The organism is Halomonas sp. AOP25-F1-15 (assembly GCF_052378675.1).
Classification (GTDB): Bacteria; Pseudomonadota; Gammaproteobacteria; order Pseudomonadales; family Halomonadaceae; genus Vreelandella; species Vreelandella casei.
Genome location: NZ_JBQSXV010000004.1, coordinates 245,026 through 270,992 on the forward strand (window position 1 = coordinate 245,026; position 25,967 = coordinate 270,992).

A 25,967-nucleotide genomic window follows, 5' to 3' on the forward strand; every position below is an offset into this window, starting at 1 on the left:
ACGTTTCGTACAACCCCTGGTAGCCCATTAGAGTAAAGAAGGAATCCAGGTGGAAAGCGCTGGAAATGCGGCTAGCAGCACAATCACCACCAGAAACGAGACGTAGAACGGTAGCGAGGCAATAATTGCTCGCTCGTAAGGCACTTCGGCTATTCGCGCGGCGGTCATTAGCGTCATCCCTACCGGCGGCGTCACATTGGAGATATTCAGCACCACAATCATCAAAATAGCGAAGTGCAAAGGGTCAAAGCCAAGCTGAATCATCGCGGGGACTAACACCGGGGCAATCACGACTAACGCGGGCAATACATCCATCACCGTGCCAATGATTAACAGTAGCAGGCATACCAGCATTAGTTGCACAAAGGCCATATCGCTAAAGGTGGTAATCAAGCTGGCGGCGTCTCGGGCAATACCCGAGCGCGTGACAAACCAGCCCAGCACCGCAGACGTTGCCAATAGAAAGAACACCACGCCTGAAAAGCGCACGGTGGTCACCAGCGAGTCCCATATTTTTCGCCAGGTAAGATTGCGATAGAACACGGTGCCAATGATAATCGCATAAACGGCCGCAAAGCCGGAGGCTTCCGTAATCGTTGTAAGCCCGGAGAGAATACCGCCCATGATAATCAGCGGCACTACCATCGCAGGAAGCGCGACCAGTAGAGCGATCATTGCGGCCTTAAACGGCGTCGGGGCCTGCTTAGGATAGTTACGTTTCCAGGCTAGAAAAAAGCTCATTCCCAGCAGAGCTAATGCCATTAACAGCCCGGGAATAATCCCCCCCGCAAACAGATCGATCACCGAAATATCCCGCAGCAGCGTGGCGTACACCACCATAACCACGCTGGGGGGAATGATCGGCCCAATGATCGATGAACAGGCGGTGACGGCGGCGGCATATTCGGCGTCGTAACCCTGTTTCTTCATCTCGGGGATCATGATTTTACCAATCGCCACGGTATCCGTGACGGCGGCGCCGGTTAGGCCAGCAAAAAACACCGATACCGAAATATTGACATGGGAAAGCGACCCGCGCACACGGCCGAATAAGGCATTGTTAAACGCGATCAGCTTATGGGTTAGCCCACCCTGGTTCATCAGTTCAGCGGTAAAGATAAAATAGGGAATGGCAATCAATAGAAAGCCGGAAACGCCCGAGAACATGCGGTCGGCAATAATACCCAGCATGCGCTCACCGCCCAGTGCGAAACCACCCGCTAGCCCCGACATCGCCATCACCACCGCAACGGGCGCACCAATAAATAATAGCAATATGAATACTAGAATCGCGGGCGTCATAAGCGGTTCTCCCCGTCATTGATTTCAATGAGCTCGTCAATCATCTCGCTCTCATCTAAAAAGTGCTCTAGCAAGGAGAAGCCATGCACCAAGTGGAGCAGCATAATGACGCCGCTAATCGGCACCACGATGGCGGTAACCTTACTGGGGATACGAATTTGGTCGGAGACCATGTAAACCTGAGTGGCATTAGTGAAGTAGCCCCAGCCATACCAAATCAGCATGAGTGCAAACAAGCCGATCACCGCCAGGCAGAGCCCTGCTCCGATTTGCACTAGGAGTTTTGGCAGGCTGCGTATCAGCAGCGTCATGGCCACATGTTCGCCGTAGCGCAGCGAAATGGTCATGGAAAGAAAACCGATCCACGGTAGAAAGAGGCGTGCCAGCGAGTAGGTCCAGCTCAGCGTGCTGCCCGTCGCTAGCTTATAAAGAAAGGCGGTAAACGAGATCCCCAACATTGCCAGGATACAGCCCACACAGACCACAATGGCCACCTGATTGATGCTATCGCTTAGCCGGCGCAAAGGTTTTAATACACCCATCACCATCCCTCACGCTGGAACGCATAACAGCCGCTCCAGCGTTGGTTAAGAATTAGCCGTTAATGATCCAGCAGTCATTGGCCCTGGTTTTATTGACCCAGCTCTTACTGACCCTGCTGTTATTGACCATAAATGCGGTAGTCATCGTCTGCCACTTGCTGGCCGACGCGCGCGACTTCATCAAGCAGGCCCTGCACGCGGGTCTCGTCCATACCAAAGTCATCGACGATCCACGTTTGCCATGCCGGGCGGGCAATATCGGCCATGCGTTCACGCTCTGAATCAGGCATTAAGTAGCATTCGACGAAGCGTTCACAGGATTCCACCCAGCTCGTCGTTGCCAGCGCTCCTGACATACCGTGACTCAGCTGAATGGCTTCGCGCGCAGAGCTAATCAGCACCTGCTGGTAGTCTTCAGGCAACGACTGATACCAGGACTCGCTGATGACCCACGGGGCGCTGTTATACACATGCCCGGTAAGCGTGGTGTAGTCGGTGACGGCATCAAAGTTAAACGTGGTGTTGAGCACCGGCGCATTGAACTGGCCATCGGCAAGCCCGGTTTCCAGTGCGGTGATCAGCTCACCCCAAGGCAGTGGCGTTGCAGAGGCGCCTAGCGAGCGCATAATCGCGACGTGAGCTGGGTTTTCTTCGGTGCGAATATTCAGCCCTTCTAAATCTTCGACGGTCTTAATCAAGTGCACGTTATTGGTAAAGGCGACGAAACCACCACCGTCATCAAAGGTGCCCAGGTAACGCATATTGGCCGCTTCAATCGTGCCGGACATAAAGTCAGCGAACCACTCGCTGTCAAAAAAGGTCCATGCTTGGCGCCAGTTAGTGAACAGGAACGGCGCCGTGACCATTTGATAGTCTTCGTAAAACGATGACATCGCGCCTGCGGTAATAATCGTCGACTGCAGCGTGCGCCCGCCCTGCACTTCCGAACCGTTTTCAACTTCTGAACCTAGCTGACCGCCGCCGAAGATATTGACCTCAAGGTCGCCGTCGGTACGCGCTTCCACCAGGTTTTTAAAATGCATCAGTGCCGGATAGATTTCGTTGTTACTCATATCTTCCGGGATCTGAGTGGCAATCACCATTTCATAGGACTGCGCTTGGGCATTGGCGCTTGCAATGGCCAAGGGCAGTGCTGCCAAGGCGGCAATTAGCAAGGATTGATTCGTTTTCATAACACACCTCGTTTTGATTATTAGTTGGTCTTCGTTATGACTGGCGTTGTGACGTAACAGGTTGTTATGTCTAGCGTCTTATTATCAGTATCAACCTGTTACGTTATTTATGCAGCGTTATTCGGGCAGTGATTCCCATACTTCAATAGCCGCGGCTAAATCTTCAAGTGAGGCACCCACCGATTTGAATAACGTGATGGCGGCTTGATCAGAACGCCCCGGCTTTGTGCCGGACAGCACTTCGGCAAGCTCAGCCTTAATATCGTTAAAGCGAAAAGCACCTTCTTCTATAGCTTGAAGGATATCGCCCGCCTCGCCTTTAGCACCGGCATAGGTATCCACAAATACCTGTGCACGGCGCAAACACTCAGCATCGGTTTCACGCATCTGCGGTCGAAAAGCGCCGATCAAATCAAGATGCGTCCCCGGCGTGAGCCACTCGCCTTTGATAATCGGCTGAGTCGAAAGCGTGACGCAGCTCACAATGTCAGCTTGCGCGACGGCTGCAGCCAAATCTTCAACTACCTGTGTTTCAAAGCGCCCAGCGTATTCATCGGCAATCGCCGCTGCCTTGCTACTATTGCGCCCCCAAATCATCACGCGCTTGATCGGTCGCACGCTGGCATGAGCCTCAATCACCATGGGTGCCAGCTTGCCGGTGCCCACGACCAGCAGCGTTTCTGCCGACTCATTCGCCAGCGCTTTAACCGCCAGCGCAGACGCTGCCGCGGTACGGCGACGCGTTAGTTCGCTACCATCAATACAGGCCAACGGCTGGCCGTGTTTACCTTCGCTGAGCAGGTAAAGACCCGAAATAGCGGGAATACCGTGATCGGCGTTTTGTGGAAAGACGTTGACCATTTTGACGCCGATATAGCCCGCTGTTTCCCAAGCGGGCATGAGTAGCATCGTGGCTTCGCCGTCAGACCGGTGCATCGCATGATGATGGCGGGGAGGCGACTCAATGCCCTCTACAAACGTCGTTTGCAGCCGCTTGATCAAGCCATTCCAGGTCAGGTGGCGAGCGACCTCCTCAGCAGAGATGACCCGCATATTAGGCCTCCGGCAGTGCGGCAACGACCATAATCTCAACCTTCCACTCAGGCTTGGCGAGCTGGGCTTCAAGCGCGGCGCGCACGGGCGGACGACCGGGAGCGACCCACGCATCCCAAGCGGCATTCATTTGGTCGAATTCTGCCATGCTCGTCACCCAGATCTGTGCTGAGATCAGGTGTTCTTTAGAGGTGCCGGCTTGAGCGAGCAGTTGGTCGATGCGCGACAGCACTTGTTCAGTTTGGCCTCGCATATCTGCAGTAGCATCGGGGGGAACCTGGCCTGCGAGATAAACGGTGCCGTTGTGAATAGCCACTTGGCTCATGCGCGCATTGCTGTCTTGGTAAGTAACGCTCATCGGGTCTCTCCGGTAAAATTAAGGTCTTAAGAGACTAAAGCGCTACTGGGCAAATTACTTGCCCGACACTGCGATAGATTTGCCCGTAAGTCATGTAAACAAGATAAAGCGCGGTAGGCGATGGGGACTAACGATCAGATGAAGGGGCGATCTCAAAGTAGCGGCGATAGGCGCGGGAGAAACTGCCTTGATCACGAAAGCCTACCAGCATAGCGATATGCCCAAGACTCAGCGTGCTATGCCGTACTGAGTTTCGGGCATGCTCTAAACGCCTGCGCTGAACGTATGCCAGCGGCGTGACGCCGGTAAGCTCACGAAAACAGCTGTGAAAATGTCCCGGGCTCAAGGCGCACAAAGAGGCCAATTGATCCACACGAACGTCATCGGCCAAGTGCTGGTCCAGCCACGCGTCTAAGCGAGCGAGATCCAAGCGTTCACTAATACAGTGCTGCCCCAACTGCGCGACGGCCGTCGGCGTGGCATCCTGCAAATACATGTAAAGCGCGCGCAGCAACAAGATCGCGATTTCATTTTGTAGTGCAGGGCACTGCTCCAACTGATGCGCCAAAGCGTGAGTCAGCTGATTTAAAGCTGGGGGAACGCTGAAAAAACGCGGCTTATCGAAAAGGCGCTCAATTTCTCCGCCTTGTTCGAGTAGCGCCAAGTGCGCAACGGGAATATCCAACACAAGCGTACGATTGCTTCCATCGCCTTGAAACTCATGATGGCGCGAAGAGGGAATCAGGCAGCCTCGGCGGGCGGTTACCCGCTCCCCCTGCCCTTCCATCGAAAGCTCAGTCACGCCGCAGGTCGCCAGGATAAGCTGATGAAAATCGTGAGTATGCGCCACCTGCTCATGGGCAAGGTTGCGGCTATACAGCTCAAAAAGGGCCATGGCGAGAGTCCGTCTTTCATCGAATACTGAATAAGCACTATAAAACGGCTAGCGAAGAAAAAGCGAATAAATGCAGGCTCTCAGAGGAGAAAACACACATTGCAGGCACTAAAAAGGGCCTAGCGATGAACGCTAAGCCCTTAGTATTTGGTGCCGGTAGCCAGACTCGAACTGGCACACCCGTAAAGGCGGCGGATTTTGAATCCGCTGCGTCTACCAATTCCGCCATACCGGCAATGGATGCGCATTATACGTAAAAATTGAGGTAGGTCAATCGCATCGACTGACTTTATCCAGCCAAAGCGCTATCCTATGTCGCCTGTTTGATCAACGTTAAGAGTCATACACCATGCAGCGCGCGGATTTTCATTACGAGCTACCCGACGAGTTAATTGCTCGCTACCCTTCTGAGCAGCGTAGCGACTGCCGTCTGCTGTGCGTGGATGGGCAAAGCAGCGCGCTGGAGCATCGTCGTTTTCCTGATTTGCTGGCGCTTTTGGAACCTGGCGACCTGCTGGTGTTCAACGATACTCGCGTCATTCCCGCGCGCTTGCACGGCCACAAGGCAAGCGGCGGCAAAATAGAAATGCTGCTTGAACGCCCGCTGGATGCTCACCGCGGCTTGGCGCATATTCGCTCTAGTAAATCACCTAAGCCCGGCACGGAATTGATTTTTGAAGGTGATGTTCACGCTATTGTAGAAGGCCGCCGCGACGCGCTGTTCGAACTGCGCTTTTTAGGCGACACGCCAATGATTGCGCTGCTTGAAAAACACGGCCATATGCCGCTGCCACCGTATATTACCCGTGAAGATGAGCTCAGCGACCGTGAGCGCTACCAGACCGTGTATGCGCGGCGTGACGGTGCAGTAGCGGCACCCACTGCAGGGCTGCATTTTGACCAGCCGCTGCTGGACGCTCTCGCTGACAAAGGGGTTAATCGCGCCTTTGTGACACTGCATGTGGGCGCCGGTACGTTTCAGCCGGTGCGCGTGGATAATATCCTTGAGCATCACATGCACAGCGAGTGGATTGAAGTCTCTGAGGCTACCTGCCAACAGGTGCGTGACACCCTGGCGGCTGGCAAGCGGGTTGTGGCCGTGGGGACGACGAGCGTGCGTTGCCTGGAAAGCGCCTGCCAAAAAAGCAGCGATGGGCAGATCGCGCCGTACAGCGGCGATACCGACATTTTTATCTATCCCGGTTATCAATGGCGCTGTGTGGATGCTTTAATTACCAACTTCCATTTGCCTGAATCCACCCTGCTGATGCTGGTCTCTTCTTTTGTAGGCTACGACACCATCATGCACGCTTATCAGCAGGCGGTAGCCGAACGCTATGCATTTTTTAGCTACGGCGACGCCATGCTATTGACCCGCTAGTGATTGCTTTATCAACCCAGCACAAGCCGCGCCAAACGAGCGAGATTAACGAGTTATTTTTATGCGAAACGAATGTTTTATGCGCTTTGAACGCCTGGCTGAGGATGGCCGCGCACGCCGCGGTCGCCTGCACTTTCCCCGCGGCACGGTTGAAACACCTGCGTTTATGCCGGTCGGCACTTACGGCACGGTAAAAGGCATGACGCCCGACTCGATTAAAGAGATCGGCGCTGAAATCATCCTGGGCAATACCTTTCACCTGTGGCTACGCCCCGGCACCGAGGTAATTGAAGCCCACGGTGACCTGCACGATTTCGCCCAGTGGGACAAGCCGATTCTCACCGACTCCGGCGGCTTCCAAGTCTTTTCGCTGGGCAAAACGCGTAAAATCACCGAGCAGGGCGTGCACTTCCGCTCGCCGGTCGATGGCAGCAAAGTCTTTATGGGGCCGGAAGAGTCCATGGCGGTTCAGCGCTCACTGGGTTCCGACGTGGTCATGATTTTCGACGAATGCACGCCCTATCCGGCAACCTTTGAGGAAGCTGAAAAGTCCATGGAGCTATCGCTGCGCTGGGCCAAGCGTTCACGTGATGCCCACGGCGAGTCACCTTCTGCCCTGTTTGGCATTATTCAAGGCGGCATGCATCCCGAGCTTCGCGAACGTTCGCTGAAAGGGTTGCTGGAAATCGGCTTTGATGGCCTAGCGATTGGCGGGCTTTCCGTCGGCGAACCTAAAGAAGAGATGATCAAGGTTCTCGACTACCTGCCCACCTGGATGCCCGATGACAAGCCCCGCTACTTAATGGGCGTCGGCAAGCCTGAAGATCTCGTGGAAGGCGTGCGCCGCGGCGTGGATATGTTCGATTGCGTCATGCCTACCCGCAATGCGCGTAACGGCCACCTGTTCACGTCTGATGGCACGGTCAAAATTCGTAACGCCAAGCACCGCTTTGACACGCGTCCGCTTGATGAAGAGTGCGATTGCCATACCTGCCAGCATTTCTCACGGGGCTATTTGCACCACTTAGACCGCTGCAATGAAATGCTCGGCGCAATGCTTAACACCATTCACAACTTACGTTACTACCAGCGTGTAATGGCTGATTTGCGCGCGGCAATTGAAGCGGGTACATTGACGGCCTTTGTGGAAGGTTTCTATGCTCGGCGCGGCCTGCCAGTGCCTCCCCTAGCACAAATCTAACGAATTAATCGCCACGTGCCTTGGCGTGTGGTTTAAACTGTTTGGCTATATTTTTCTAAACCATGTTTTTTAGACCCATGTTTTCTAAACCTAAGCTTTTCTAAACCTAAGCTTTTAAACCACGCTTTTCTAACTCAGGAGTTCTCTGCAATGCTGGATTTCTTCATCTCACCAGCCCATGCCCAAGAAGCCGCCGGTGGCGGTGGTATTGCGCAAATCGTCATGCTGGTCGGCTTCGTACTGATTTTCTACTTCCTGCTATGGCGCCCGCAAGCCAAACGTGCCAAGCAGCACAAGCAGCTGGTCACTAATTTAGACAAAGGTGATGAAATTGTCATCGGTGGCGGCTTGGTAGGTCGTATCTCTAAAGTGAGCGACGAATTCCTGACCATCGAGATCTCTGAAGGCACCGAAGTTAACGTGCAGAAAAATGCCGTTGCTGCCGTACTGCCTAAAGGCACTATTAAGTCCATCTAATGCTTTCAACACCCCTGCCGACACAGTGCCAGCCACCCCGGCAGGGGTGACATGGTATGAATGATGGTGAACTTTGCTGTGCACGGCGTGTCTGTGCACAGCATTCCGTTTGTAATTGAAGGCAGGGCTTGCATGCTCAACCGTTACCCCCTGTGGAAGTATCTGCTGATACTCGTCGTCCTGGCGGTCGGCCTTATCTACTCGCTTCCCAATCTATTCCCCGAAGATCCCGCCGTCCAAATCAGCAGCGCCCAAGGCGATTCGCTGGACGAACGTCAGATTAACCTTGTTGAAGCCGCGCTAACTGAAAGCGATATTGACATCAAGGCGATAGAAGAAGAAAACGGGCAATGGCTCATTCGTCTGCGCCATGACGATGACCAGCTCAACGCTCGCGACATTGCCACTGACGTACTCGGCAGTGATGCCACCGTGGCGTTAAATCTCGCTGAAGCCACACCTGGTTGGCTGCAGTCATTTTCTGCTTCGCCTATGACGTTAGGCCTGGATCTACGTGGCGGCGTGCACTTCTTGCTTGAAGTGGACATGGACGCCGCACTGACCCAGCGCCTTGAAGTTAACGCCAGCGCCATGCGCGAGCTGCTGCGCAGCGAGCGTATCCGCTACCGCAATACCGACGTAGAAGATCGCTCACTCTCGATCGACTTTGCCAGCGCTGAAGACCGTGATACGGCACGCCGACTGATCACTCGCGATTTTCCTGACTTTGAGTATTCCAATGCAGGCGATGGCCGCGCATCTAGCTTAGTCATGACATTAAGCGATCAATCTGTCAGCAGCATCCAGGACTACGCGATTAACCAGAACTTGACCACCTTGCGCAATCGGGTCAACGAACTGGGCGTTGCGGAGCCCATGGTACAGCGCCAAGGCCCCAATCAAATTGTAGTTGAACTACCTGGTGTTCAGGATACCGTTGCCGCGAAACGTATTGTCGGTGCAACCGCCAACCTAGAGTTTCGCTTAGAGGCGCGTAACGACACGCCGGTTAACGAAACAGAAACGCTGACGTTTCGGAATGATTCATCACGCAGCGCTGAGCTAATGCGTGATGTCATCATTACTGGTGACAGTGTTTCCAGTGCCAGCAATAGCTTTGATGAAAATGGCCGCCCCCAGGTTAATATCAACCTAGATGGCACCGGTGGCACGCTGATGAACCGCGCCACGCGCACCAACATTGGCCGCAATATGGCGGTGCTGTTCATTGAGCATAAAAGCGAAGACACCGTGGTGGTTGACCCGGAAACGGGCGAAGAAACGCTTGAGCGCGAGCCTTACGTTGAGCGCGGCCTGATTAGCTTAGCCACGATTCAAAGCGCGTTAGGCAACAGCTTTCGTATCACCGGCTTAGACTCGCCAACAGAAGCTTCCGAGCTTGCGCTGCTGTTGCGCTCTGGCTCGCTTGCAGCGCCTATCTACTTTGTGCAAGAGCGCACGATTGGACCAAGCCTGGGCGCTGAAAACATTGAGCGAGGCCTGCTGTCGGTTCAGATCGGTCTACTGCTGATCGTGATCTTTATGCTGGTGCGCTACAAAGTCTTTGGCGTGTTCGCCAACATTGCCCTGGCGCTGAACTTAACGCTGCTGGTTGCGGTAATGTCGATGCTGGGCGCGACGCTGACACTGCCAGGCATTGCAGGCATAGTGCTGACGCTAGGCATGGCGGTGGATGCCAACGTGCTAATTTTTGAGCGAATACGTGAAGAGCTGCGTAACGGTTTATCGGTTCAGCAGGCGATCCAAGCAGGCTATGAACGCGCGTTTACCTCGATTGTTGACGCCAACATCACCACGCTGCTTGTGGCTATTATCCTATTTTCGATTGGCTCCGGCCCGGTTAAAGGATTTGCGGTCACGCTTTCTATCGGTATTTTGACATCGCTGTTCACCGCGCTAATGGTGACTCGCGCCATGGTTAACTTGGCTTATGGCAGCAAACCCGTCAAAAAGCTGTGGATTTGAAAAGCATGGATTTAATTCGTGTGCTTAGCCCAGAACTTAAGAGGTGGTAATGAAACCCCTATCACACCTGCGAATCGACTTTATGGGACGGCGCAACATCGCGTTTGCCGTTTCCGCCCTGCTATTAATTGTGTCGATTGGCGCCATCCTATTCCAGCAGCTCAACCTGGGGTTGGACTTTACCGGCGGCACGCTGATTGAGGTGCGCTACGGCGCAGCGCCCTCACTCGATGCAATTCGCGTGCTGCTCGAACAGAGCGGCTTTCAAGATGTTTCCGTGCAGACGTTTGGCGGATCGACAGAAATTTTGATTCGCCTACAGCAAGCGTTTGACGCTGACGTAGGTGCCGAAGTCGTCAACCTACTGCGAGCGAGTGGCGATAGCGTGAACCTTGTTCGCGCTGAGTTCGTTGGCTCACAGGTAGGCGACCAGCTACGTGACCAAAGCGGGCTAGGCCTGCTGGTAGCGCTGGGCGTCGTCATGATTTACGTCGCTCTGCGCTTTCAGTACAAGTTTGCGATTGGCGCCTTGGTTGCGTTGCTGCACGATGTCGTGATCGTAGTGGGCGTTTTTGCCCTCTTCCAGCTCGAGTTCGACCTTACCGTACTGGCGGCCATTTTGGCGGTGATCGGTTACTCACTGAACGATACGATCGTGGTTTATGACCGCATTCGCGAGATGATCCGAACCTCTCGAATCGAGGATATGCCGCAGATCTTTAACGAAGCGATTAACGCCACGCTTTCCCGCACATTGGCAACATCGGGCACCACTATGCTGGTACTGCTCGCTCTGCTGCTGCTGGGCGGAGATATGATCGAAAACTTTGCCATCGCGCTGCTGGTTGGCATCGGTGTTGGCACGTTCTCTTCTATCTACATTGCCGCAGCGCTACTGCTGCCGTTGAAGCTGTCGCGAGAAGACCTGATACCGACCAAAAAAGAAACCGACGAAGAAGAGGAAGAGCTGCCTTAACGGCATCCTTTCTTAACTGAGTGTCTCGAGCCTACAAAAAGGCCCCTGCTGGTTTCCCAGCAGGGGCCTTTTTTATTCGCAGCGCCTAACTTATTCGAAGTGACTAACTTATTCGAAGTGCATAACTGAGCAGCGCGCCTTAAAAGTGCGGCGTCAACTGTTTAACCAGCGCCTTGTAAAGGCGTGGACCAGCGGCCATCAGCAGCCCTTCTACTTTTACCGTCGGCTGGCCGTCAGGTGTACCCATTAGGGCGCCGGCTTCTTTCAAGAACAGCGTACCCACCTGCATATCCTGCTCTTCCAGACCCAGCACGAAGGCGCTGTCAACGCGGCCACAGGCGAGTTCACACAAATCCAAGAGACCGCTTCCCGTCGCCAGCAATGTTTCTACCTGCGGGGCTAGCTGTTGGCTAACGGTTAAGTAAGCAGGTAAATGACGAGTGCGCAGCCAGGCTTCCGGTAGGCTCATCGCCATGCGCGTACCCGTAATAGCAGTGGGCTTACTAACGCGCATGCGTTTGTCATTGTGCTGAGCGCCGCGACCGCGGCTGGCGATATATTCATCGTCGCCGAACGGGGAAATAATCACCGCGTGCTCGGGACGACCTTTGATAAGACACACCACTGACAGTGCAAAGCCCGTACCGGCAACGGCTAAATTGGAATAGCCGTGCATTGGTTCAATTTTCCAGACGACATCCGCCCCTTCGCCTTCACCCGCTCTATGCGGTGTAAAGCGGCCGGTAACACCGTGCTGGGGATAACCGCGTTCCAACTGCTGAACAATCGTTGCTTCGGCCTTGCGCGCCGTCTCATCGAGCAGGCGATCAAGGTTAAATTCTTCGTGAGCGTTTTCAATACGCTCGCGTACACGCATAAAATGTTCAACAGCGCCGCGTGCAGCACGCAGCGTAAATTGGACCATAGGATTCATGATCGGGCCTTGTGACAGTGATGTTAAAGAACGGGGTGTAAAGCAAACAACAGAGCGCTAAGCGCAGGCGCGTTTAGTCGCCTTTGGGGCGCAATTCTAGCAGACCGCTCTCGGGCATGCCATCGACTCATGCTAGACTGCGCGTTTTACGCCTTATTGATCACCCAGCACTATTCACCGGGCCCTATCATGCTTGAGCGCATTCGCATTGTTCTAATTGGCACTAGCCATCCTGGCAACATCGGCGGCGTGGCACGCGCCATGCACAATATGGGTTTAGCAGATTTAGCCCTCGTCGCCCCACGTTGTGAGGTACTGACTCAGGACAGTATTTCCCGCGCCTCGGGGGCTGATCACCTGCTTCATCAAGCGCGCGTGCATGCAACGCTAGAAGAAGCGGTGGCTGATTGCACCTTAGCCGTTGGCGCGAGCGCGCGCTCGCGCACGCTACCCTGGCCAATGCTCTCTCCGCGAGAATTAGCGGACCGCCTGCCCGCAGAGTGTAAGTCCAAGGGCGCCCGCATCGCGCTGGTCTTTGGGCGCGAAGACAGCGGCCTTACCAATGCTGAGCTACAGCGATGCCATGCCCATGTGCATATCCCCACCAATGCTGATTTTAGCTCCCTCAATTTGGCAGCGGCGGTTCAAGTACTGGCCTATGAGTGTCGCATGGCATGGCTTAGCCAAGCCGGTACGCCGCCAGCGGCAGCTGTCGATGAAGAAGAGCTGGCGACACACGCTGAGATCGAGCACTATTTTGAGCATCTAGAGCGAACGCTAATTGACATTGACTTTCATGACCCGGCCCAACCGCGACAGCTAATGGCGAGACTACGCCGCTTATACTTGCGCGCCCGCCCTGAGCGCATGGAAATCAATATTTTGCGTGGAATCCTATCGGCTACCGACAAAGCCGCCGGCAATCCGCGACGTTAGCGCTGATTGCCGGCGTAGCTTGAAGTCATCGGCAGACGCCCCAACATCGCAGTATCCTCTAAAATTCGTTGTCGCTCCCAAGGACTTCTTATGTTTCAACGCCTGCGTGAAGACATCAACAGTGTATTTGAGCGCGACCCCGCCGCACGCAACTTTCTTGAGGTGCTGACCAACTACCCTGGCCTGCACGCGCTGCTGCTGCATCGTTGCAGCCACTGGCTGTGGAAGAAAAATCTCAAATGGCTGTCACGGACGCTATCAACCTTCTCGCGCTGGCTGACCGGCATTGAGATTCATCCAGGCGCTACCATTGGGCGACGCTTTTTTATCGACCACGGCATGGGCGTGGTGATTGGCGAAACCGCTCTAGTCGGCAATAACGTGACGCTGTATCAAGGCGTCACGCTCGGCGGCACCAGTTGGAACAAAGGCAAACGCCATCCAACGCTTGAGGATGGTGTGATTGTCGGTGCCGGTGCCAAGATACTCGGCCCCTTTATCGTGGGTGCCGGGGCCAAGATTGGCTCTAACGCAGTGGTCACTAAAGAAGTACCCCCCGGCGCTACGGTGGTCGGCATTCCGGGCAAAATTGTTAAACGCGCCGACCCCGATGTAGAAGAAGCCCTGGACGTCGACCCGGCTCGCCGTGAAGCCATCTGCCAGAAATTTGGCTTTGATGCGTACGGCGTTAGCCAGGACATGCCGGACCCCGTTGCACGCTCGATGCAGGCGATGCTCGATCATATGCATGCGGTGGATGAGCGCATTGAACACATGTGTTCGACCTTGCGCAAACTAGACGGCGACTACCGCGAAGGTCGTTTGCCTGCGCTGCGCAACGAAGATTTTGCCGACATTCTGGATGAGCATGATAGCGTCTGCTCTAGCGTCGAAAAGCGCTCAACGGCGCCCTCTGCTAACGATTCAGACAGCGAGCCAACAGCGCCGCCACCGAGTAATAGTTGACCAAAGCACTCAGGTTTTCCCATAATGGCGACACATTTGCCGTTAGCGCTGAGGGTTCAGCGTCGAGGTGCTTGCCATGCGCTTGACCACCAAAGGCCGTTACGCCGTTACCGCCATGCTCGACTTAGCGCTGCATGCCCATAACGGCCCAACCAGCCTAAGCGATATTTCCCAACGCCAAGAAATATCGCTCTCCTATTTAGAGCAGCTGTTTGCTCGCCTGCGCCGCGCCGGCTTGGTTGACAGCGTGCGCGGGCCGGGCGGCGGCTACTTGCTGTCGCAGCCGCCGGCCGCTATCAGCGTATCGAACGTCATTGACGCGGTGAATGAAAGCGTTGATGCCACACGCTGCCAAGGGCTTTCAGACTGCCAGCAGGGCGACACTTGCCTGACCCATCATTTATGGTGCGAGCTGTCTATTCAGATTCGTCACTTTCTTGATGAAATGACCCTGGCACAACTGATGCTCCGCCCTGATGTCATAAAGATAGCAGCGCGACAGGATCAGCGCGCTGACGCCGGCATTCTGGTCTCATCGCCTTAGCGCCAGCCGCGCATTAACGCTTATTGTGTCGTTATTATTAATAAACCGCCGGTACCTTAACCATGACCACGCCTACGCTGCCAATCTACTTAGATTATGCCTCCACCGCGCCGGTTGACGTGCGCGTGGTAGAGGTCATGCAGCGCTACCTAACGGTTGACCAGCTGTTTGCCAACCCTGCATCGCGCAGCCATATGCTCGGCTGGCAGGCGGAGCAGGTGGTCGAGCAGGCGCGTCGCCAGGTAGCCGATGCCATTGGTGCCGATCCTAGAGAGATTGTTTGGACCAGCGGTGCCACGGAAGCGAACAATTTAGCGCTGACTGGCTTTATGCGCGCTAATCGCGAGCGCGGCATGCACCTAGTGACCTCTACTATCGAGCACAAGGCGGTGGTTGATACCGCCGCCGCGCTTGAAAAAGAAGGCTTTGAGGTAACATGGCTCACGCCAGGGCGCGATGGCTGCATTCAGCCTGAGCAGCTGCGCGCGGCCATGCGTGACGACACCACGCTGGTCTCGTTAATGGCCGTAAATAACGAGCTGGGCAGCATTAATGATATCGCCGCGCTGGCGGGCGTCGCCCATGAATTCGGCGCCGCGTTCCATACCGATGCGGCGCAAGCAACGGGGCGCATCTCGCTCGACGTGGTGGCTCAGCAAATTGATTTGATGTCGCTTTCTGGGCACAAAACCTACGGCCCGAAAGGCGTAGGGGCGCTCTATGTTAAGCGCCATCCGGACATTCGCATTGAGGCGCTCATTCACGGCGGCGGCCACGAGCGCGGCATGCGCTCCGGAACGCTGCCGACCCATCAAATTGCGGGAATGGGTGAAGCGCTTGCCTTGATGCAGCAACAGTTCGATGACGACAACGCGCATATTGGCCGTTTGCAGCAGCGCTTTTTAGACGGACTGAAAGATGTCGAGGGTATTTTTGCCAATACGCCGCTCGATAAAGCTGTGCCTAACATTCTCAACTTGGCGTTTGAAGGGGTCGACGGTGAATCGCTGCTGATGGCGCTGCGTGACGTCGCTGTATCCACCGGCTCAGCATGCAACTCGGCCAGCGTCGATCCTTCCTACGTATTGCTTGGCATCGGCACGCCGCGCTCGCTTGCGCTTTCATCGCTGCGCTTTAGCTTTGGCCGCTTCACCACCGAAGCTGACATTGATCATGCGCTAACGCTCATTCGCCACGCGGTGAGCAGTTTACGTGCACCGCCACGTTAAGCGGCTGACACTTTTTAAGGAGGACGCCCCATGGCAACACTTAACATCACCCCGGCTGCCGCACAGCAGATCCGCCATGTGCTTGACGAGCGCGGCCAAGGCCTGGGCCTGCGGGTTTCGGTCAAACCTAGCGGCTGCTCAGGCTTTAGCTACGTGCTCGACTTTGCCGATACAATCAGTGAGGAAGAAGTGCATTTTGAAGCCCACGGCGCCAGCGTGTACGTCGCACCCGATGCTGTAGAAATGCTCAACGGCAGTGAAGTGGATTACGTTAGCGAAGGACTCAACCGCTTCTTCCGGTTTAATAACCCTAACGTAAAAGATGAATGCGGCTGCGGCGAGAGCTTTACCGTTTAAGCTATGTGCGGCGAGGTTTCATCACCGGTATTCATCCCCCGGCTTAAGCGCTATAATCGCGCCCCTGGATATCTGAGTTCAGGCAGCAGGGGCTTTCCCGTGCGCTTTTAAACGCGCTTGCTGCTGAACAATATTAGCCAAATCATTTTGTCTTGGCCGCCCTGGGTTTCTGAGGCGGCAATTTTTGCTTAATTCTTTTTCAAGAACTCAAGGAGACCATTCGCATGGCTACTGAACGCACTCTTTCTATTATCAAGCCTGACGCCGTTGCCAAAAATGCTATTGGTGAGATCATCGCTCGCTTTGAAAAAGCTGGCCTGAACGTAGTAGCGGCCAAAATGGTACACCTTTCTGAAGAGAAAGCTGGCGGATTTTACGCCGAGCACAAAGAGCGTCCTTTCTTTAAAGACCTCGTTGGCTTCATGACCTCTGGCCCGGTTGTGGTTCAAGTACTTGAAGGTGAAGGCGCCATTGCTAAAAATCGCGACTTGATGGGCGCCACTAACCCGAAAGATGCCGCTGCTGGCACAATTCGCGCCGATTTTGCGGAAACAATCGACGCCAACGCTGTCCATGGTTCTGATTCTGCAGAAAGTGCTAAGCGCGAAATTAGCTACTTCTTCGGCAACGACGAAATTTGCCCGCGCTAAGTCTGACTGATAGGCCTGACTGATGGGCCTAACTGATGGCGCCGCCGTATCGACTTTCGTTGCCGGCCATTTTGCGGAGGCTACGCCTCCGCCCTTCTCTTTAACGCTGATCGCCATGACCACCACTGTAGCCCAACATACGCCCGCTCCTCGTTCTGATGCCGCCAGCACACCTGCTGCCAAAGCGTCACCTGAACGCCACAACCTGCTCGGCATGTCCCGCGAGCAGATGGAAACGTTCTTTTTGTCGATTGGCGAAAAGAAATTCCGTGCTGCGCAGCTAATGAAGTGGATTCACCAAGAGGGTAGCGATGATTTTGCTGCCATGACGAATCTCTCCAAACCGCTGCGTGAAAAACTGGCGCGGGTAGCAGAAATTCGTGGCCCTGGGGTAGTCTATGAAGGCACTTCCAGCGACGGCACCCGCAAATGGGTACTGGAAGTAGAAGATGGCAGCTACGTAGAAACGGTATTGATTCCGGCTGAGAACGGCAAGCGCCGCACGCTCTGCGTCTCTTCTCAGGTCGGCTGCTCGCTGGACTGCAGCTTCTGTTCCACCGGCAAGCAAGGGTTTCAGCGCAACTTAACCGCAGCTGAAATCATTGGCCAGGTGTGGGTCGCTCAGCGTAGCGTTGGCCCGCGCCGTGATACGGCCAACCGCCCGGTAACCAACGTTGTCATGATGGGCATGGGCGAGCCGTTGCTCAACTTTGATAACGTTGTGCCGGCCATGAAGCTGATGCTTGACGATAACGGCTATGGCCTGTCAAAGCGCCGCGTGACACTGTCGACCTCCGGCGTTGTGCCGATGATCGACAAGCTCGGCGATGAAATAGACGTTAGTCTGGCCATTTCGCTGCACGCCTCAACGGACGAGCTGCGCAATACGCTGGTACCCATCAATCGCAAATATAACATTCGCGCGTTGCTGGATGCCTGCCATCGCTACCTGTCCAAAGGACCAGACAATCGGCAGATCACCATTGAGTACACGCTGATCAAAGACATCAATGATCAGCAGGAGCACGCAGAGCAGCTCGCCGCTTTACTTAAAGAGCTGCCGTGTAAGATTAACCTGATTCCGTTTAATCCGTTCCCTAATTCCGGGTACGAAAAACCGTCGCGCAACCAGGTCATGCGCTTCCAGCAGTGGCTTTACGATGAAGGCTACAATGCAACGGTGAGAACAACTCGCGGTGAAGATATTGATGCCGCCTGCGGCCAGTTAGTTGGGCTCGTGAAAGACCGTACTAAACGCAGTGCGCGCCATATCCAGTCGGTACAGCTTGATGCCGACTAACGCAACGGTTACAAAACAGGGCTTGGCTTGACTTCCGCCTAGCGCGGCGCTTTGATGGTCACGGTTTTTATTGTCACGGCGCTATGCTTTATTTGCACTGTTATTAGTCGTTGGACGTTCACCACGAGAGGATTGATATGATCGCTCACCGCAAGCGCCAACACCCAATTCGGGTGCACCTGCTGACCGTGCTTATCGGCAGCCTGTGGCTTGCTGGCTGTGCTTCATCCAACACGGCTTCACCCCAAGCCAACCCAGCAGCGGCCGATGCCTATACGCAGCTTGGCGTCGCTTATCTGGAGCGCGACAATCTTCCCCGCGCGCTTAATGCACTGGACCGGGCGCTCGATATTGCCCCTCACCATGCAGAAGCGTTGCAAGCGCTAGCATTGGTTTACCAGCGCCAGGGCGAAAATGCACTGGCCAACGACTATTTTCAACAAGCGGTTAACGCTGAACCTGATTTTACGCGCGCCCGTAACAACTATGCGGCGTTTTTGTACGGCCAGGGCCAGTTTGACCCCGCCTGTGAACAGCTAGAGACTGCATCCCAGGATGCCCAGTACGCCAACCGGTCCCAGTTATTTACCAACCTCGGGCAGTGTTATGTGGCGCTGGAAGAATTTGATGACGCGCGCGCCAGGTTGCAGCGTGCGCAAAGTATTGATCCGCGCAATGCGCGCGGCTATTTAATGTTAGCTGAACTCGAATATTCGCAGGGCAATTACGCTCAGGCCTGGTCACCGCTGCAATCTTATTTACAGCTCGCTGAGCCCGACCAAGCAGCGCTAGAGATGGCAGTTGATATCGCCCATGCCCGCGGTGACCATAGCATCGCCGCCGACTACCAGCGCCAGCTTGGCACCGACTGATTGATTGACGCCCTGACCACCGCTTATTTAATGAAGGATGCTCAGCCATGAGCGATACACAGTCACAAGAAAGCGTCATTAATAGCACCAACACCGTTTCTCCTGGTGAGCTTCTCTCTCGCCAGCGAGAACAGCTTGGCGTGCCGCTCGCCGATGCCGCCCGAGCGCTGAACCTGCGCCCGGCCGTGGTCAACGGGCTAGAGCAAGATGACTACCAAGAAATTCCCGTCGCGGCCTATCGCCGCGGCTACCTGCGCGCCTACGCAAAATATCTCGGCATGGATGACCGCCTCGTGCTCGAGGCTTATCAGGCCCGCCATGGCAGTATCGATGCTGAGCGTAAGGTCATCCCGGTATCGACTACCCGGCCGCCTTCCCGCATTGGCGCCTGGCTGTTCAAACTCGTTACTCTGCTGGTCATTGTTGGGCTAATTGCGGTAACGGTGATGTGGTGGCAAAGCCGTGGTGGCAATGAACCGCCCGGCCTTGGCTCCTCGTCTACAGAAGAGACGCAGAATGCGCCAGCAGAGCCGCCGGAAGCAGACAGTGCCGCCGTCGAGCCCAGCATTACCAGCGCTGATGAAAACGCAGCGCCGGTTTCCCAGGAGCAAGCAGGCGGCGCCGATGCCGTCGCTGTTCTCGACCCGCCGACGCTGGTCAGTAGCGACGACGCGCCGCCGGCAGAAACCGCAGCGGTAGAAAGCGATTCTCAGGACACCGCCGACGCAGAAGTGACAACGAACGCCAACGTTCTTGAGCTAACGTTCAACGAACAGTCGTGGACCGAAATTTTTGACGCCACCAATCAGCGCATTTTTGTTGGCCTGCAAACGCCCGGCACGTCCACCAGTGTCGAAGGCCAGCCGCCGTTTCGTTTAACAGTGGGCAATGCCACTGGCGTTGAACTGCGCTACCAGGGTGAGGAAGTTGATCTTCCCGCCCAAGCCGGTGCCAATAACGTAGCCCGATTTACCCTGGGAGAGTGACCCGCCCTATGCACGCCCCTTCTCCGATTAAACGCCGTTTTTCCCGCCAGATTCACGTGGGTAACGTAGCGGTTGGCGGTGATGCTCCGATTTCTGTACAGAGCATGACCAACACAAACACGCTTGATGTCGCCGCCACTGTGGCACAAATCCAGCAACTGGAAAAAGCCGGTGCGGATATTGTGCGTGTCTCGGTGCCTGACATGGACGCTGCGGAAACCTTTGGTAAAATCAAAAAACTCGTCAACTTACCGCTTGTCGCCGACATTCACTTTGATTACAAAATCGCCCTGCGCGTTGCAGAGCTTGGCGTGGACTGCCTGCGCATCAACCCCGGCAACATTGGTAGAGAGGACCGCGTGCGCGCAGTGGTTAGCGCGGCTCGGGATAACGGCATTCCCATTCGCATTGGCGTTAACGCCGGTTCTTTGGAAAAAGACCTGCAGAAAAAGTACGGCGAGCCGACACCGGCTGCGCTGGTTGAATCTGCCATGCGACATATCGACCATCTCGATCGTCTCGATTTTCAAGAATTTAAAGTCAGCGTAAAAGCCTCGGATGTGTTTATGGCGGTAGCCGCCTATCGCGACCTTGCTGCACGCATTGAGCAGCCGCTGCATCTGGGTATTACTGAAGCGGGTGGGCTGCGCTCAGGCACCGTCAAATCATCGATTGGCCTAGGTATGCTGTTAATGGATGGCATTGGCGACACCATCCGCGTCTCGCTGGCGGCCGACCCGGTAGAAGAGATCAAGGTCGGCTTTGACATGCTCAGAAGCCTCAAGCTGCGCGCTAAAGGCATCAATTTTATTGCTTGCCCCAGCTGTTCGCGACAGAACTTTGACGTTATCGACACCATGAACCAGCTGGAAGAGCGGCTGGAAGACGTCATGACGCCGCTCAATGTATCGGTGATTGGCTGTGTGGTAAATGGCCCAGGCGAAGCCAAAGAGACCGATATCGGCCTTACCGGCGGCAGCCCCGCCAACTTGGTTTATATCGATGGAAAACCGGCCAGCAAGCTACGCAATGACCATCTGGTAGATGACTTAGAGCGACTGATTCGTGACAAAGTACGCGAAAAACAGCAGCAGCAAGATGACATGATTGCCCGCAGCACTTAAGCGCTGAGGGTGTACTGCCAAGCTCGCCCGAATGAGTTTCACACCAAGACTGTGAACGCGCGGCGCCTAAAGGCAGACTAAGGAGTTTTCATTGAGCAAGACTGGCGTTAAAAAGATTCAAGCCATTCGTGGCATGAACGATCTGTTACCCAGCGATAGCCCGCGCTGGCAATTTTTTGAAACCAAAGTGCGCCAGCTCATGCTGCGTTACGGTTTCAATGAAATTCGCACGCCTATTGTTGAGCAAACGGCGCTGTTTGCGCGCTCTATCGGTGAAGTGACCGACATCGTTGAAAAAGAGATGTACACCTTCGACGATCGCAACAGCGAGAGCTTGACCCTGCGCCCGGAAGGCACCGCCAGCTGCGTGCGCGCGGCGATGGAACATGGCCTGCTATATAACCAAACCCAGCGGCTGTGGTACCAGGGACCCATGTTTCGCTACGAGCGCCCGCAAAAAGGCCGCTATCGTCAGTTTCATCAAATTGGTGTCGAAACCTTTGGCTTTGACGGCCCCGATATAGATGCCGAAGTGATTCTCCTCTCGGCCCGCCTATGGCAAGAGCTGGGCCTGATGGAACACGTCACCTTAGAGCTCAACTCGCTGGGTTCATCTGAGGCGCGCGCGGCCTATCGAGACACGCTGGTTGCCTATTTTGAGCAGCACCGCGACGTGCTGGATGAAGACTCTCTGCGCCGCTTGACCAGCAACCCGCTGCGTATTCTGGATTCTAAAAATCCGGCGATGGCTGACATGCTGAATACGGCACCGCAGTTGATGGATCACCTGGATACTGAATCACGCGAACACTTTGAGCAGCTCACGAAGATACTTGAGGCGGCGGGTATTCCCTACGTCATCAATCCACGCCTTGTGCGCGGGCTTGATTACTACTGCCGCACCGTATTTGAGTGGACTACCACAGCGCTGGGCAGCCAGGGCACCGTGTGTGCGGGTGGACGCTACGACGGCCTCGTCGAACAGCTAGGCGGCAAACCAACCCCCGCGGTAGGCTTTGCCATGGGCATTGAGCGGCTAATTCTGCTGCTTGAAACCCTGCAGTTAATTCCCGACGATGCGCTGGGCGGCTGTGACGTCTTCTTACTGCCAATGGATGATAACGCCACTCTGGCGGCAATCACCCTGGCCGAGCAGCTTCGTAGTGAGCTTCCCACACTCCGCCTGCAGCTTCACTGCGGCGGCGGTAGCTTTAAAAGCCGTATGAAGAAAGCCGATAAAAGCAACGCCACCATGGCCATACTGCTCGGCGAAGATGAAATTGCTGAGCAGTCGGCGACGCTAAAATTCCTACGCGATGATCGCGAACAGCAGCGAGCGTCTATTGCAATGCTAGGCGATACGCTACGCGAACTGTTAGTCATTAATGCTTAACGCCCAGCAGGCACAGAGTGCCTGTTCGTGCATACCCACTAAAATAGGAGGCCGCCCGTGGCGGAGCTGAGAAGCGACGAAGAGCAGCTAGACGCAGTCAAGCGCTGGTGGAAAGAAAATGGAATCTCCTTGGTAGCAGGCGCGGTCCTCGCGGGAGCGGGCGTATTCGGTTGGCATGCTTGGCAAAATTATCAACAGGGCCAGTCAGAAGCCGCCTCCATGCGCTACCAGCAGATCGTCAACATGACCACGAACAATGAGCTTGCCGATGATGACGTGGCCAGCGTACGTGAGATGGTCAATGAGCTGAATGAAGAGCATGGCAATACGCTGTATGCCGAACTTGCCCTGTTGCTCGATGCGCGTTTAGCCGTGCAGCAAGATGACCTGGAGGGCGCTAAAGCCTCCTTGGAAAGCGTTGCCAATGACTCCTCGCGCCGCTACGTGCAGAGTCTTGCTTGGCTGCGCTTAGCGCGAGTAGAGCTTGCCGACGGCAACCCCGATGAAGCGCTAGCGCTGTTAGAAAAGCCGATTAGCGATGCGCTGGCAGCTCAGCGGGCAAACGTGCGCGGCGATGCGTTTGTTGCCAAAGGCGACACTGATGCTGCTCGCGATGCATGGGAAAACGCCATGGAGCTTGCCCAAACGCAAGACCAGCCGCTTTACGGCGTGCAGTTCAAGCTTGACGATCTCGGCGCTGAGGAGGCGACACAATGATTACCAAACACATGATGCGAGCTGGTTTAGGCGCGCTGACGCTGGCGCTGTTAGTTGGTTGTGCCAGTAAAGGCGAGCCTGCCTATACGCCGAAAGAACTGCGCAGTTTCAACGAAACCGCGTCGCTAGACACCCAATGGCGGCGCAACATTGGCGATGGTTTAGGCCATGCACGCTACCCTATTGCGCCTGATCGTGAAGGCGACAGCGTCTTTGCCGCTGATGCCAACGGTGTTGTGATGGCAATGAATGCGGACAACGGCGACGTTGAGTGGAAAATAGATCTTGAAACGCCTATTTCCAGCGCACTAACGGCGATTGCTGGACAGGTTTATTTAGCCGGTAACGGCGAAGTGATCGCGCTGGATCAGCGCGATGGCAGCGAAAGCTGGCGTGCTCGGGTATCCAGTGAAGTGCTGGCTGCGCCACAGGCTAACCAGCAGCTGCTGATCGTACAAAGCGTTGATGGTCAAATTACCGCGCTGGACCGCGCCACGGGCGAAGAGCGCTGGGCATACACTAGCTCACAGCCGTCGCTAACGCTGCGCGGCACCGGGACGCCGATGGTGATTGATCCTGTCAGCTTTATCGGTTTAGCGAATGGCCGCTTAGCGACGCTTGATAATCGCAACGGCCAGCCACTTTGGGATATGCAGGTTGCCACTCCGCGTGGGCGTAGCGAAGTAGAGCGCCTGGTGGATCTTTCCGGCCAGCCGATTATCACTCCCGATGGCCGCCTGTTTGTCACCAGCTATAACGGCCGAGTCGTCGCACTGGAAGCCACCCAAGGCGACCTGCTTTGGGAAGCAAACCTTTCCAGCCGCCATACGCCGCTGCTGGTCGGTAACTTGCTGTATATCGTCACCGATGACAGCAACGTTGTGGCGCTAGATGCAGACAATGGCCAAGAAGTTTGGCGCAACGAAGATTTAGAAGATCGCTGGCTAACCGCACCTGCGTTTGCCGGCGGCCGCATTGTGGTCGGTGATTTTGAAGGCTACCTTCACTTGATCGATGCACGCGAAGGCGACATTGTCGGACGTACGCGCGTGCACAAATCAGGCATTAGCGTGCGCCCCGTCACTGAAGGCAGCACCATTCATGTCCAGGCCAACAATGGTCGCCTGGAAACCCTGGAAGTCACTCCATGACACCCGTCATTGCTTTAGTCGGTCGCCCCAATGTGGGCAAATCGACGTTGTTTAACCGCCTAACGCGTTCGCGTGATGCACTCGTGGCCGATTTTCCGGGCCTCACCCGCGATCGCAAATATGGCAACGGCATGCTGGGCGATAAAGTCTATACAGTGATTGATACCGGCGGCATCAGCGGTGACGAAGAGGGAATCGACGCCGCGATGGCGGAGCAGTCACTCGCTGCTATTGATGAAGCAGATATTGTGCTGTTTATGGTCGACGCGCGCGCCGGCCTCATGCCCGCAGACCAAGCGATTGCTAATCACCTGCGGGTTAATCAGAAAAAAACCTGGCTGGTAGTGAATAAAACCGACGGCCTAGAAGAACACTCGGCCATGGGCGATTTCTGGTCGTTAGGGCTTGGCGACCCATGGCCGATTGCCGCCGCACACGGGCGCAATGTTTCTACGTTAATCGACGTGGTGCTTGAGCCGTTTCCCGAGCGCGATGCCAGCATTCCTGCTGACACCGGCAGCAAGGGCGTTCGCATTGGCGTGATTGGCCGACCTAACGTCGGCAAATCAACCCTCGTCAATCGTCTGCTCGGTGAAGACCGGGTAGTGGTCTTTGATGAGGCCGGCACCACCCGCGACTCTATCGAAATTCCTTTTGAACGCCGCGGCAAGCCCTATGTATTGATTGACACGGCGGGCATTCGGCGGCGCAAGAACGTCCGCGAAATCACCGAAAAATTCTCTATCATCAAAACCCTGGATGCGATCAAAGAATCGCATGTAGTGATCATGGTGTTGGACGGTTCCAGCGGCTTGGTTGAGCAGGACCTGCACCTACTCGACTATGTATTGACCACCGGGCGCGCGCTGGTACTGGCGGTGAATAAGTGGGATGGTCTAGAGAGCGAAGCCAAGGAGAAAATGCGCGTTGAGATCAAGCGACGCCTAGGTTTTGCTGACTACGCAGAGCTGCACTTTATCTCCGCTCTGCACGGCACTGCGGTGGGTGATCTTTACCCCTCGATTGACCGTGCCTTTGACGCGGCGAATGCCCACTGGTCGACCAATCGCCTAACTACCCTGCTGCAGGATGCGGTAAGCCAAAACCCACCCCCGATGGTACAGGGGCGACGGATTAAGCTTCGCATGGCGCACCAGGGCGGCAGTAATCCGCCGATTATCGTGGTACATGGCAATCAAACTGAGTCCGTGCCAGAGGCCTATCGCCGCTACCTCACCAACACTTTCCGTAAAGTGCTGAAGGTTCGCGGAACGCCGATTCGCTTTGAGTTTCGTTCGGGCAGCAACCCGTTCGACCACATGGCGGGGGCCAGTGACAAAGAGAAGGCCAAGAAACGCGAGCTTAATCGCACCAAAGAGGCGCGCAAGAGCCGGCGCTAATGCGTTAACGTTTTACCTTGTGATTCACATTCGCCCGCTTGCAT

26 protein-coding genes and 1 tRNA gene are annotated in these 25,967 nt (G+C 55.3%); 19 read left to right on the forward strand and 8 right to left on the reverse strand.

Annotated features, from left to right (window positions below; all coding sequences use genetic code 11):
- Nucleotides 1-27: 27 nt before the first annotated feature.
- The 7 genes from ACT3TF_RS09460 to ACT3TF_RS09490 form a co-directional block, all read right to left on the reverse strand.
- Nucleotides 28-1,302 (reverse strand): TRAP transporter large permease, encoded by a 1,275-nt coding sequence (locus tag ACT3TF_RS09460; protein ID WP_444672107.1) that lies wholly within the window; start codon nucleotides 1,300-1,302, stop codon nucleotides 28-30.
- Nucleotides 1,299-1,844 (reverse strand): TRAP transporter small permease, encoded by a 546-nt coding sequence (locus tag ACT3TF_RS09465; RefSeq protein WP_444672108.1) that lies wholly within the window; start codon nucleotides 1,842-1,844, stop codon nucleotides 1,299-1,301. Before ACT3TF_RS09465 ends, ACT3TF_RS09460 begins: the two co-directional genes overlap by 4 nt.
- A 119-nt stretch (nucleotides 1,845-1,963) precedes the next feature.
- On the reverse strand, nucleotides 1,964-3,037 hold the full coding sequence (gene dctP / locus ACT3TF_RS09470) for a TRAP transporter substrate-binding protein DctP (protein ID WP_441686724.1): 1,074 nt from the start codon (nucleotides 3,035-3,037) through the stop codon (nucleotides 1,964-1,966).
- Nucleotides 3,038-3,154: 117 nt separating this feature from the next.
- Nucleotides 3,155-4,090 (reverse strand): ornithine cyclodeaminase family protein, encoded by a 936-nt coding sequence (locus ACT3TF_RS09475; protein ID WP_444672109.1) that lies wholly within the window; start codon nucleotides 4,088-4,090, stop codon nucleotides 3,155-3,157.
- Nucleotide 4,091: 1 nt separating this feature from the next.
- Entirely contained in the window at nucleotides 4,092-4,448 is a 357-nt protein-coding gene (locus tag ACT3TF_RS09480) for a RidA family protein (RefSeq protein WP_441686726.1), read from the reverse strand.
- A 127-nt stretch (nucleotides 4,449-4,575) separates the two neighbouring features.
- Complete coding sequence (locus ACT3TF_RS09485) at nucleotides 4,576-5,343, reverse strand: AraC family transcriptional regulator (RefSeq protein ID WP_444672110.1); 768 nt, start codon at nucleotides 5,341-5,343, stop codon at nucleotides 4,576-4,578.
- A gap of 148 nt (nucleotides 5,344-5,491) precedes the next feature.
- Nucleotides 5,492-5,578: transfer RNA gene (locus ACT3TF_RS09490), tRNA-Leu, on the reverse strand.
- Between the two features lie 114 nt (nucleotides 5,579-5,692).
- On the opposite strand from ACT3TF_RS09490, the gene queA reads away from it, so the two are divergent.
- The 5 genes from queA (at nucleotide 5,693) to secF (ending at nucleotide 11,364) form a co-directional block, all read left to right on the forward strand.
- Entirely contained in the window at nucleotides 5,693-6,724 is a 1,032-nt protein-coding gene (gene queA, locus ACT3TF_RS09495) for a tRNA preQ1(34) S-adenosylmethionine ribosyltransferase-isomerase QueA (protein ID WP_444672111.1), read from the forward strand.
- Nucleotides 6,725-6,803: 79 nt separating this feature from the next.
- Nucleotides 6,804-7,925: a tRNA guanosine(34) transglycosylase Tgt gene (gene tgt, locus ACT3TF_RS09500; protein WP_444672196.1), complete on the forward strand. Its 1,122-nt coding sequence runs from the start codon at nucleotides 6,804-6,806 to the stop codon at nucleotides 7,923-7,925.
- Nucleotides 7,926-8,075: 150 nt separating this feature from the next.
- Nucleotides 8,076-8,402 (forward strand): preprotein translocase subunit YajC, encoded by a 327-nt coding sequence (gene yajC, locus ACT3TF_RS09505; protein ID WP_096282056.1) that lies wholly within the window; start codon nucleotides 8,076-8,078, stop codon nucleotides 8,400-8,402.
- A 132-nt stretch (nucleotides 8,403-8,534) separates the two neighbouring features.
- Nucleotides 8,535-10,388, forward strand: a complete 1,854-nt coding sequence (gene secD, locus ACT3TF_RS09510; protein WP_441686835.1) for a protein translocase subunit SecD — start codon at nucleotides 8,535-8,537, stop codon at nucleotides 10,386-10,388.
- Between the two features lie 49 nt (nucleotides 10,389-10,437).
- Complete coding sequence (gene secF / locus ACT3TF_RS09515) at nucleotides 10,438-11,364, forward strand: protein translocase subunit SecF (RefSeq protein WP_441686834.1); 927 nt, start codon at nucleotides 10,438-10,440, stop codon at nucleotides 11,362-11,364.
- Nucleotides 11,365-11,503: 139 nt separating this feature from the next.
- Here the strand turns inward: secF and ACT3TF_RS09520 are convergent, their stop codons facing one another.
- Nucleotides 11,504-12,298 carry an inositol monophosphatase family protein gene (locus ACT3TF_RS09520; RefSeq protein WP_096282058.1) on the reverse strand — a complete coding sequence of 265 codons (795 nt, stop codon included), beginning with the start codon at nucleotides 12,296-12,298 and terminating at the stop codon, nucleotides 11,504-11,506.
- 189 nt (nucleotides 12,299-12,487) lie between these two features.
- Here ACT3TF_RS09520 and ACT3TF_RS09525 point away from each other — a divergent pair, with 189 nt between their 5' ends.
- The 14 genes from ACT3TF_RS09525 (at nucleotide 12,488) to der (ending at nucleotide 25,923) form a co-directional block, all read left to right on the forward strand.
- Nucleotides 12,488-13,234, forward strand: a complete 747-nt coding sequence (locus tag ACT3TF_RS09525; protein ID WP_444672112.1) for an RNA methyltransferase — start codon at nucleotides 12,488-12,490, stop codon at nucleotides 13,232-13,234.
- 90 nt (nucleotides 13,235-13,324) lie between these two features.
- A complete protein-coding gene (gene cysE / locus ACT3TF_RS09530) occupies nucleotides 13,325-14,200 on the forward strand; it encodes a serine O-acetyltransferase (protein WP_444672113.1) in 876 nt (291 codons plus the stop codon).
- A 76-nt stretch (nucleotides 14,201-14,276) separates the two neighbouring features.
- Nucleotides 14,277-14,744, forward strand: a complete 468-nt coding sequence (locus tag ACT3TF_RS09535) for a Fe-S cluster assembly transcription factor (RefSeq protein ID WP_444672114.1) — start codon at nucleotides 14,277-14,279, stop codon at nucleotides 14,742-14,744.
- A 62-nt stretch (nucleotides 14,745-14,806) separates the two neighbouring features.
- Entirely contained in the window at nucleotides 14,807-15,973 is a 1,167-nt protein-coding gene (locus tag ACT3TF_RS09540; protein WP_441686765.1) for an aminotransferase class V-fold PLP-dependent enzyme, read from the forward strand.
- A gap of 30 nt (nucleotides 15,974-16,003) precedes the next feature.
- On the forward strand, nucleotides 16,004-16,330 hold the full coding sequence (locus ACT3TF_RS09545) for a HesB/IscA family protein (RefSeq protein WP_096282062.1): 327 nt from the start codon (nucleotides 16,004-16,006) through the stop codon (nucleotides 16,328-16,330).
- Between the two features lie 224 nt (nucleotides 16,331-16,554).
- Nucleotides 16,555-16,980, forward strand: coding sequence for a nucleoside-diphosphate kinase (gene ndk / locus ACT3TF_RS09550; protein ID WP_096282063.1), 426 nt, complete (start codon nucleotides 16,555-16,557; stop codon nucleotides 16,978-16,980).
- 115 nt (nucleotides 16,981-17,095) lie between these two features.
- Nucleotides 17,096-18,280 (forward strand): 23S rRNA (adenine(2503)-C(2))-methyltransferase RlmN, encoded by a 1,185-nt coding sequence (gene rlmN / locus ACT3TF_RS09555; RefSeq protein WP_192535992.1) that lies wholly within the window; start codon nucleotides 17,096-17,098, stop codon nucleotides 18,278-18,280.
- A gap of 137 nt (nucleotides 18,281-18,417) precedes the next feature.
- Complete coding sequence (gene pilW / locus ACT3TF_RS09560) at nucleotides 18,418-19,152, forward strand: type IV pilus biogenesis/stability protein PilW (RefSeq protein ID WP_441686764.1); 735 nt, start codon at nucleotides 18,418-18,420, stop codon at nucleotides 19,150-19,152.
- A gap of 47 nt (nucleotides 19,153-19,199) precedes the next feature.
- Nucleotides 19,200-20,138: a RodZ domain-containing protein gene (locus ACT3TF_RS09565; RefSeq protein ID WP_444672115.1), complete on the forward strand. Its 939-nt coding sequence runs from the start codon at nucleotides 19,200-19,202 to the stop codon at nucleotides 20,136-20,138.
- 8 nt (nucleotides 20,139-20,146) lie between these two features.
- Complete coding sequence (gene ispG, locus ACT3TF_RS09570; RefSeq protein ID WP_192535984.1) at nucleotides 20,147-21,262, forward strand: flavodoxin-dependent (E)-4-hydroxy-3-methylbut-2-enyl-diphosphate synthase; 1,116 nt, start codon at nucleotides 20,147-20,149, stop codon at nucleotides 21,260-21,262.
- Nucleotides 21,263-21,353: 91 nt separating this feature from the next.
- Complete coding sequence (hisS, locus tag ACT3TF_RS09575; RefSeq protein ID WP_192535983.1) at nucleotides 21,354-22,655, forward strand: histidine--tRNA ligase; 1,302 nt, start codon at nucleotides 21,354-21,356, stop codon at nucleotides 22,653-22,655.
- A 57-nt stretch (nucleotides 22,656-22,712) separates the two neighbouring features.
- Nucleotides 22,713-23,372, forward strand: a complete 660-nt coding sequence (locus ACT3TF_RS09580) for a YfgM family protein (protein WP_192535982.1) — start codon at nucleotides 22,713-22,715, stop codon at nucleotides 23,370-23,372.
- Entirely contained in the window at nucleotides 23,369-24,523 is a 1,155-nt protein-coding gene (gene bamB / locus ACT3TF_RS09585) for an outer membrane protein assembly factor BamB (RefSeq protein ID WP_444672116.1), read from the forward strand. Before ACT3TF_RS09580 ends, bamB begins: the two co-directional genes overlap by 4 nt.
- Nucleotides 24,520-25,923 (forward strand): ribosome biogenesis GTPase Der, encoded by a 1,404-nt coding sequence (der, locus tag ACT3TF_RS09590; protein WP_096282070.1) that lies wholly within the window; start codon nucleotides 24,520-24,522, stop codon nucleotides 25,921-25,923. Before bamB ends, der begins: the two co-directional genes overlap by 4 nt.
- Nucleotides 25,924-25,967 lie beyond the last annotated feature (44 nt).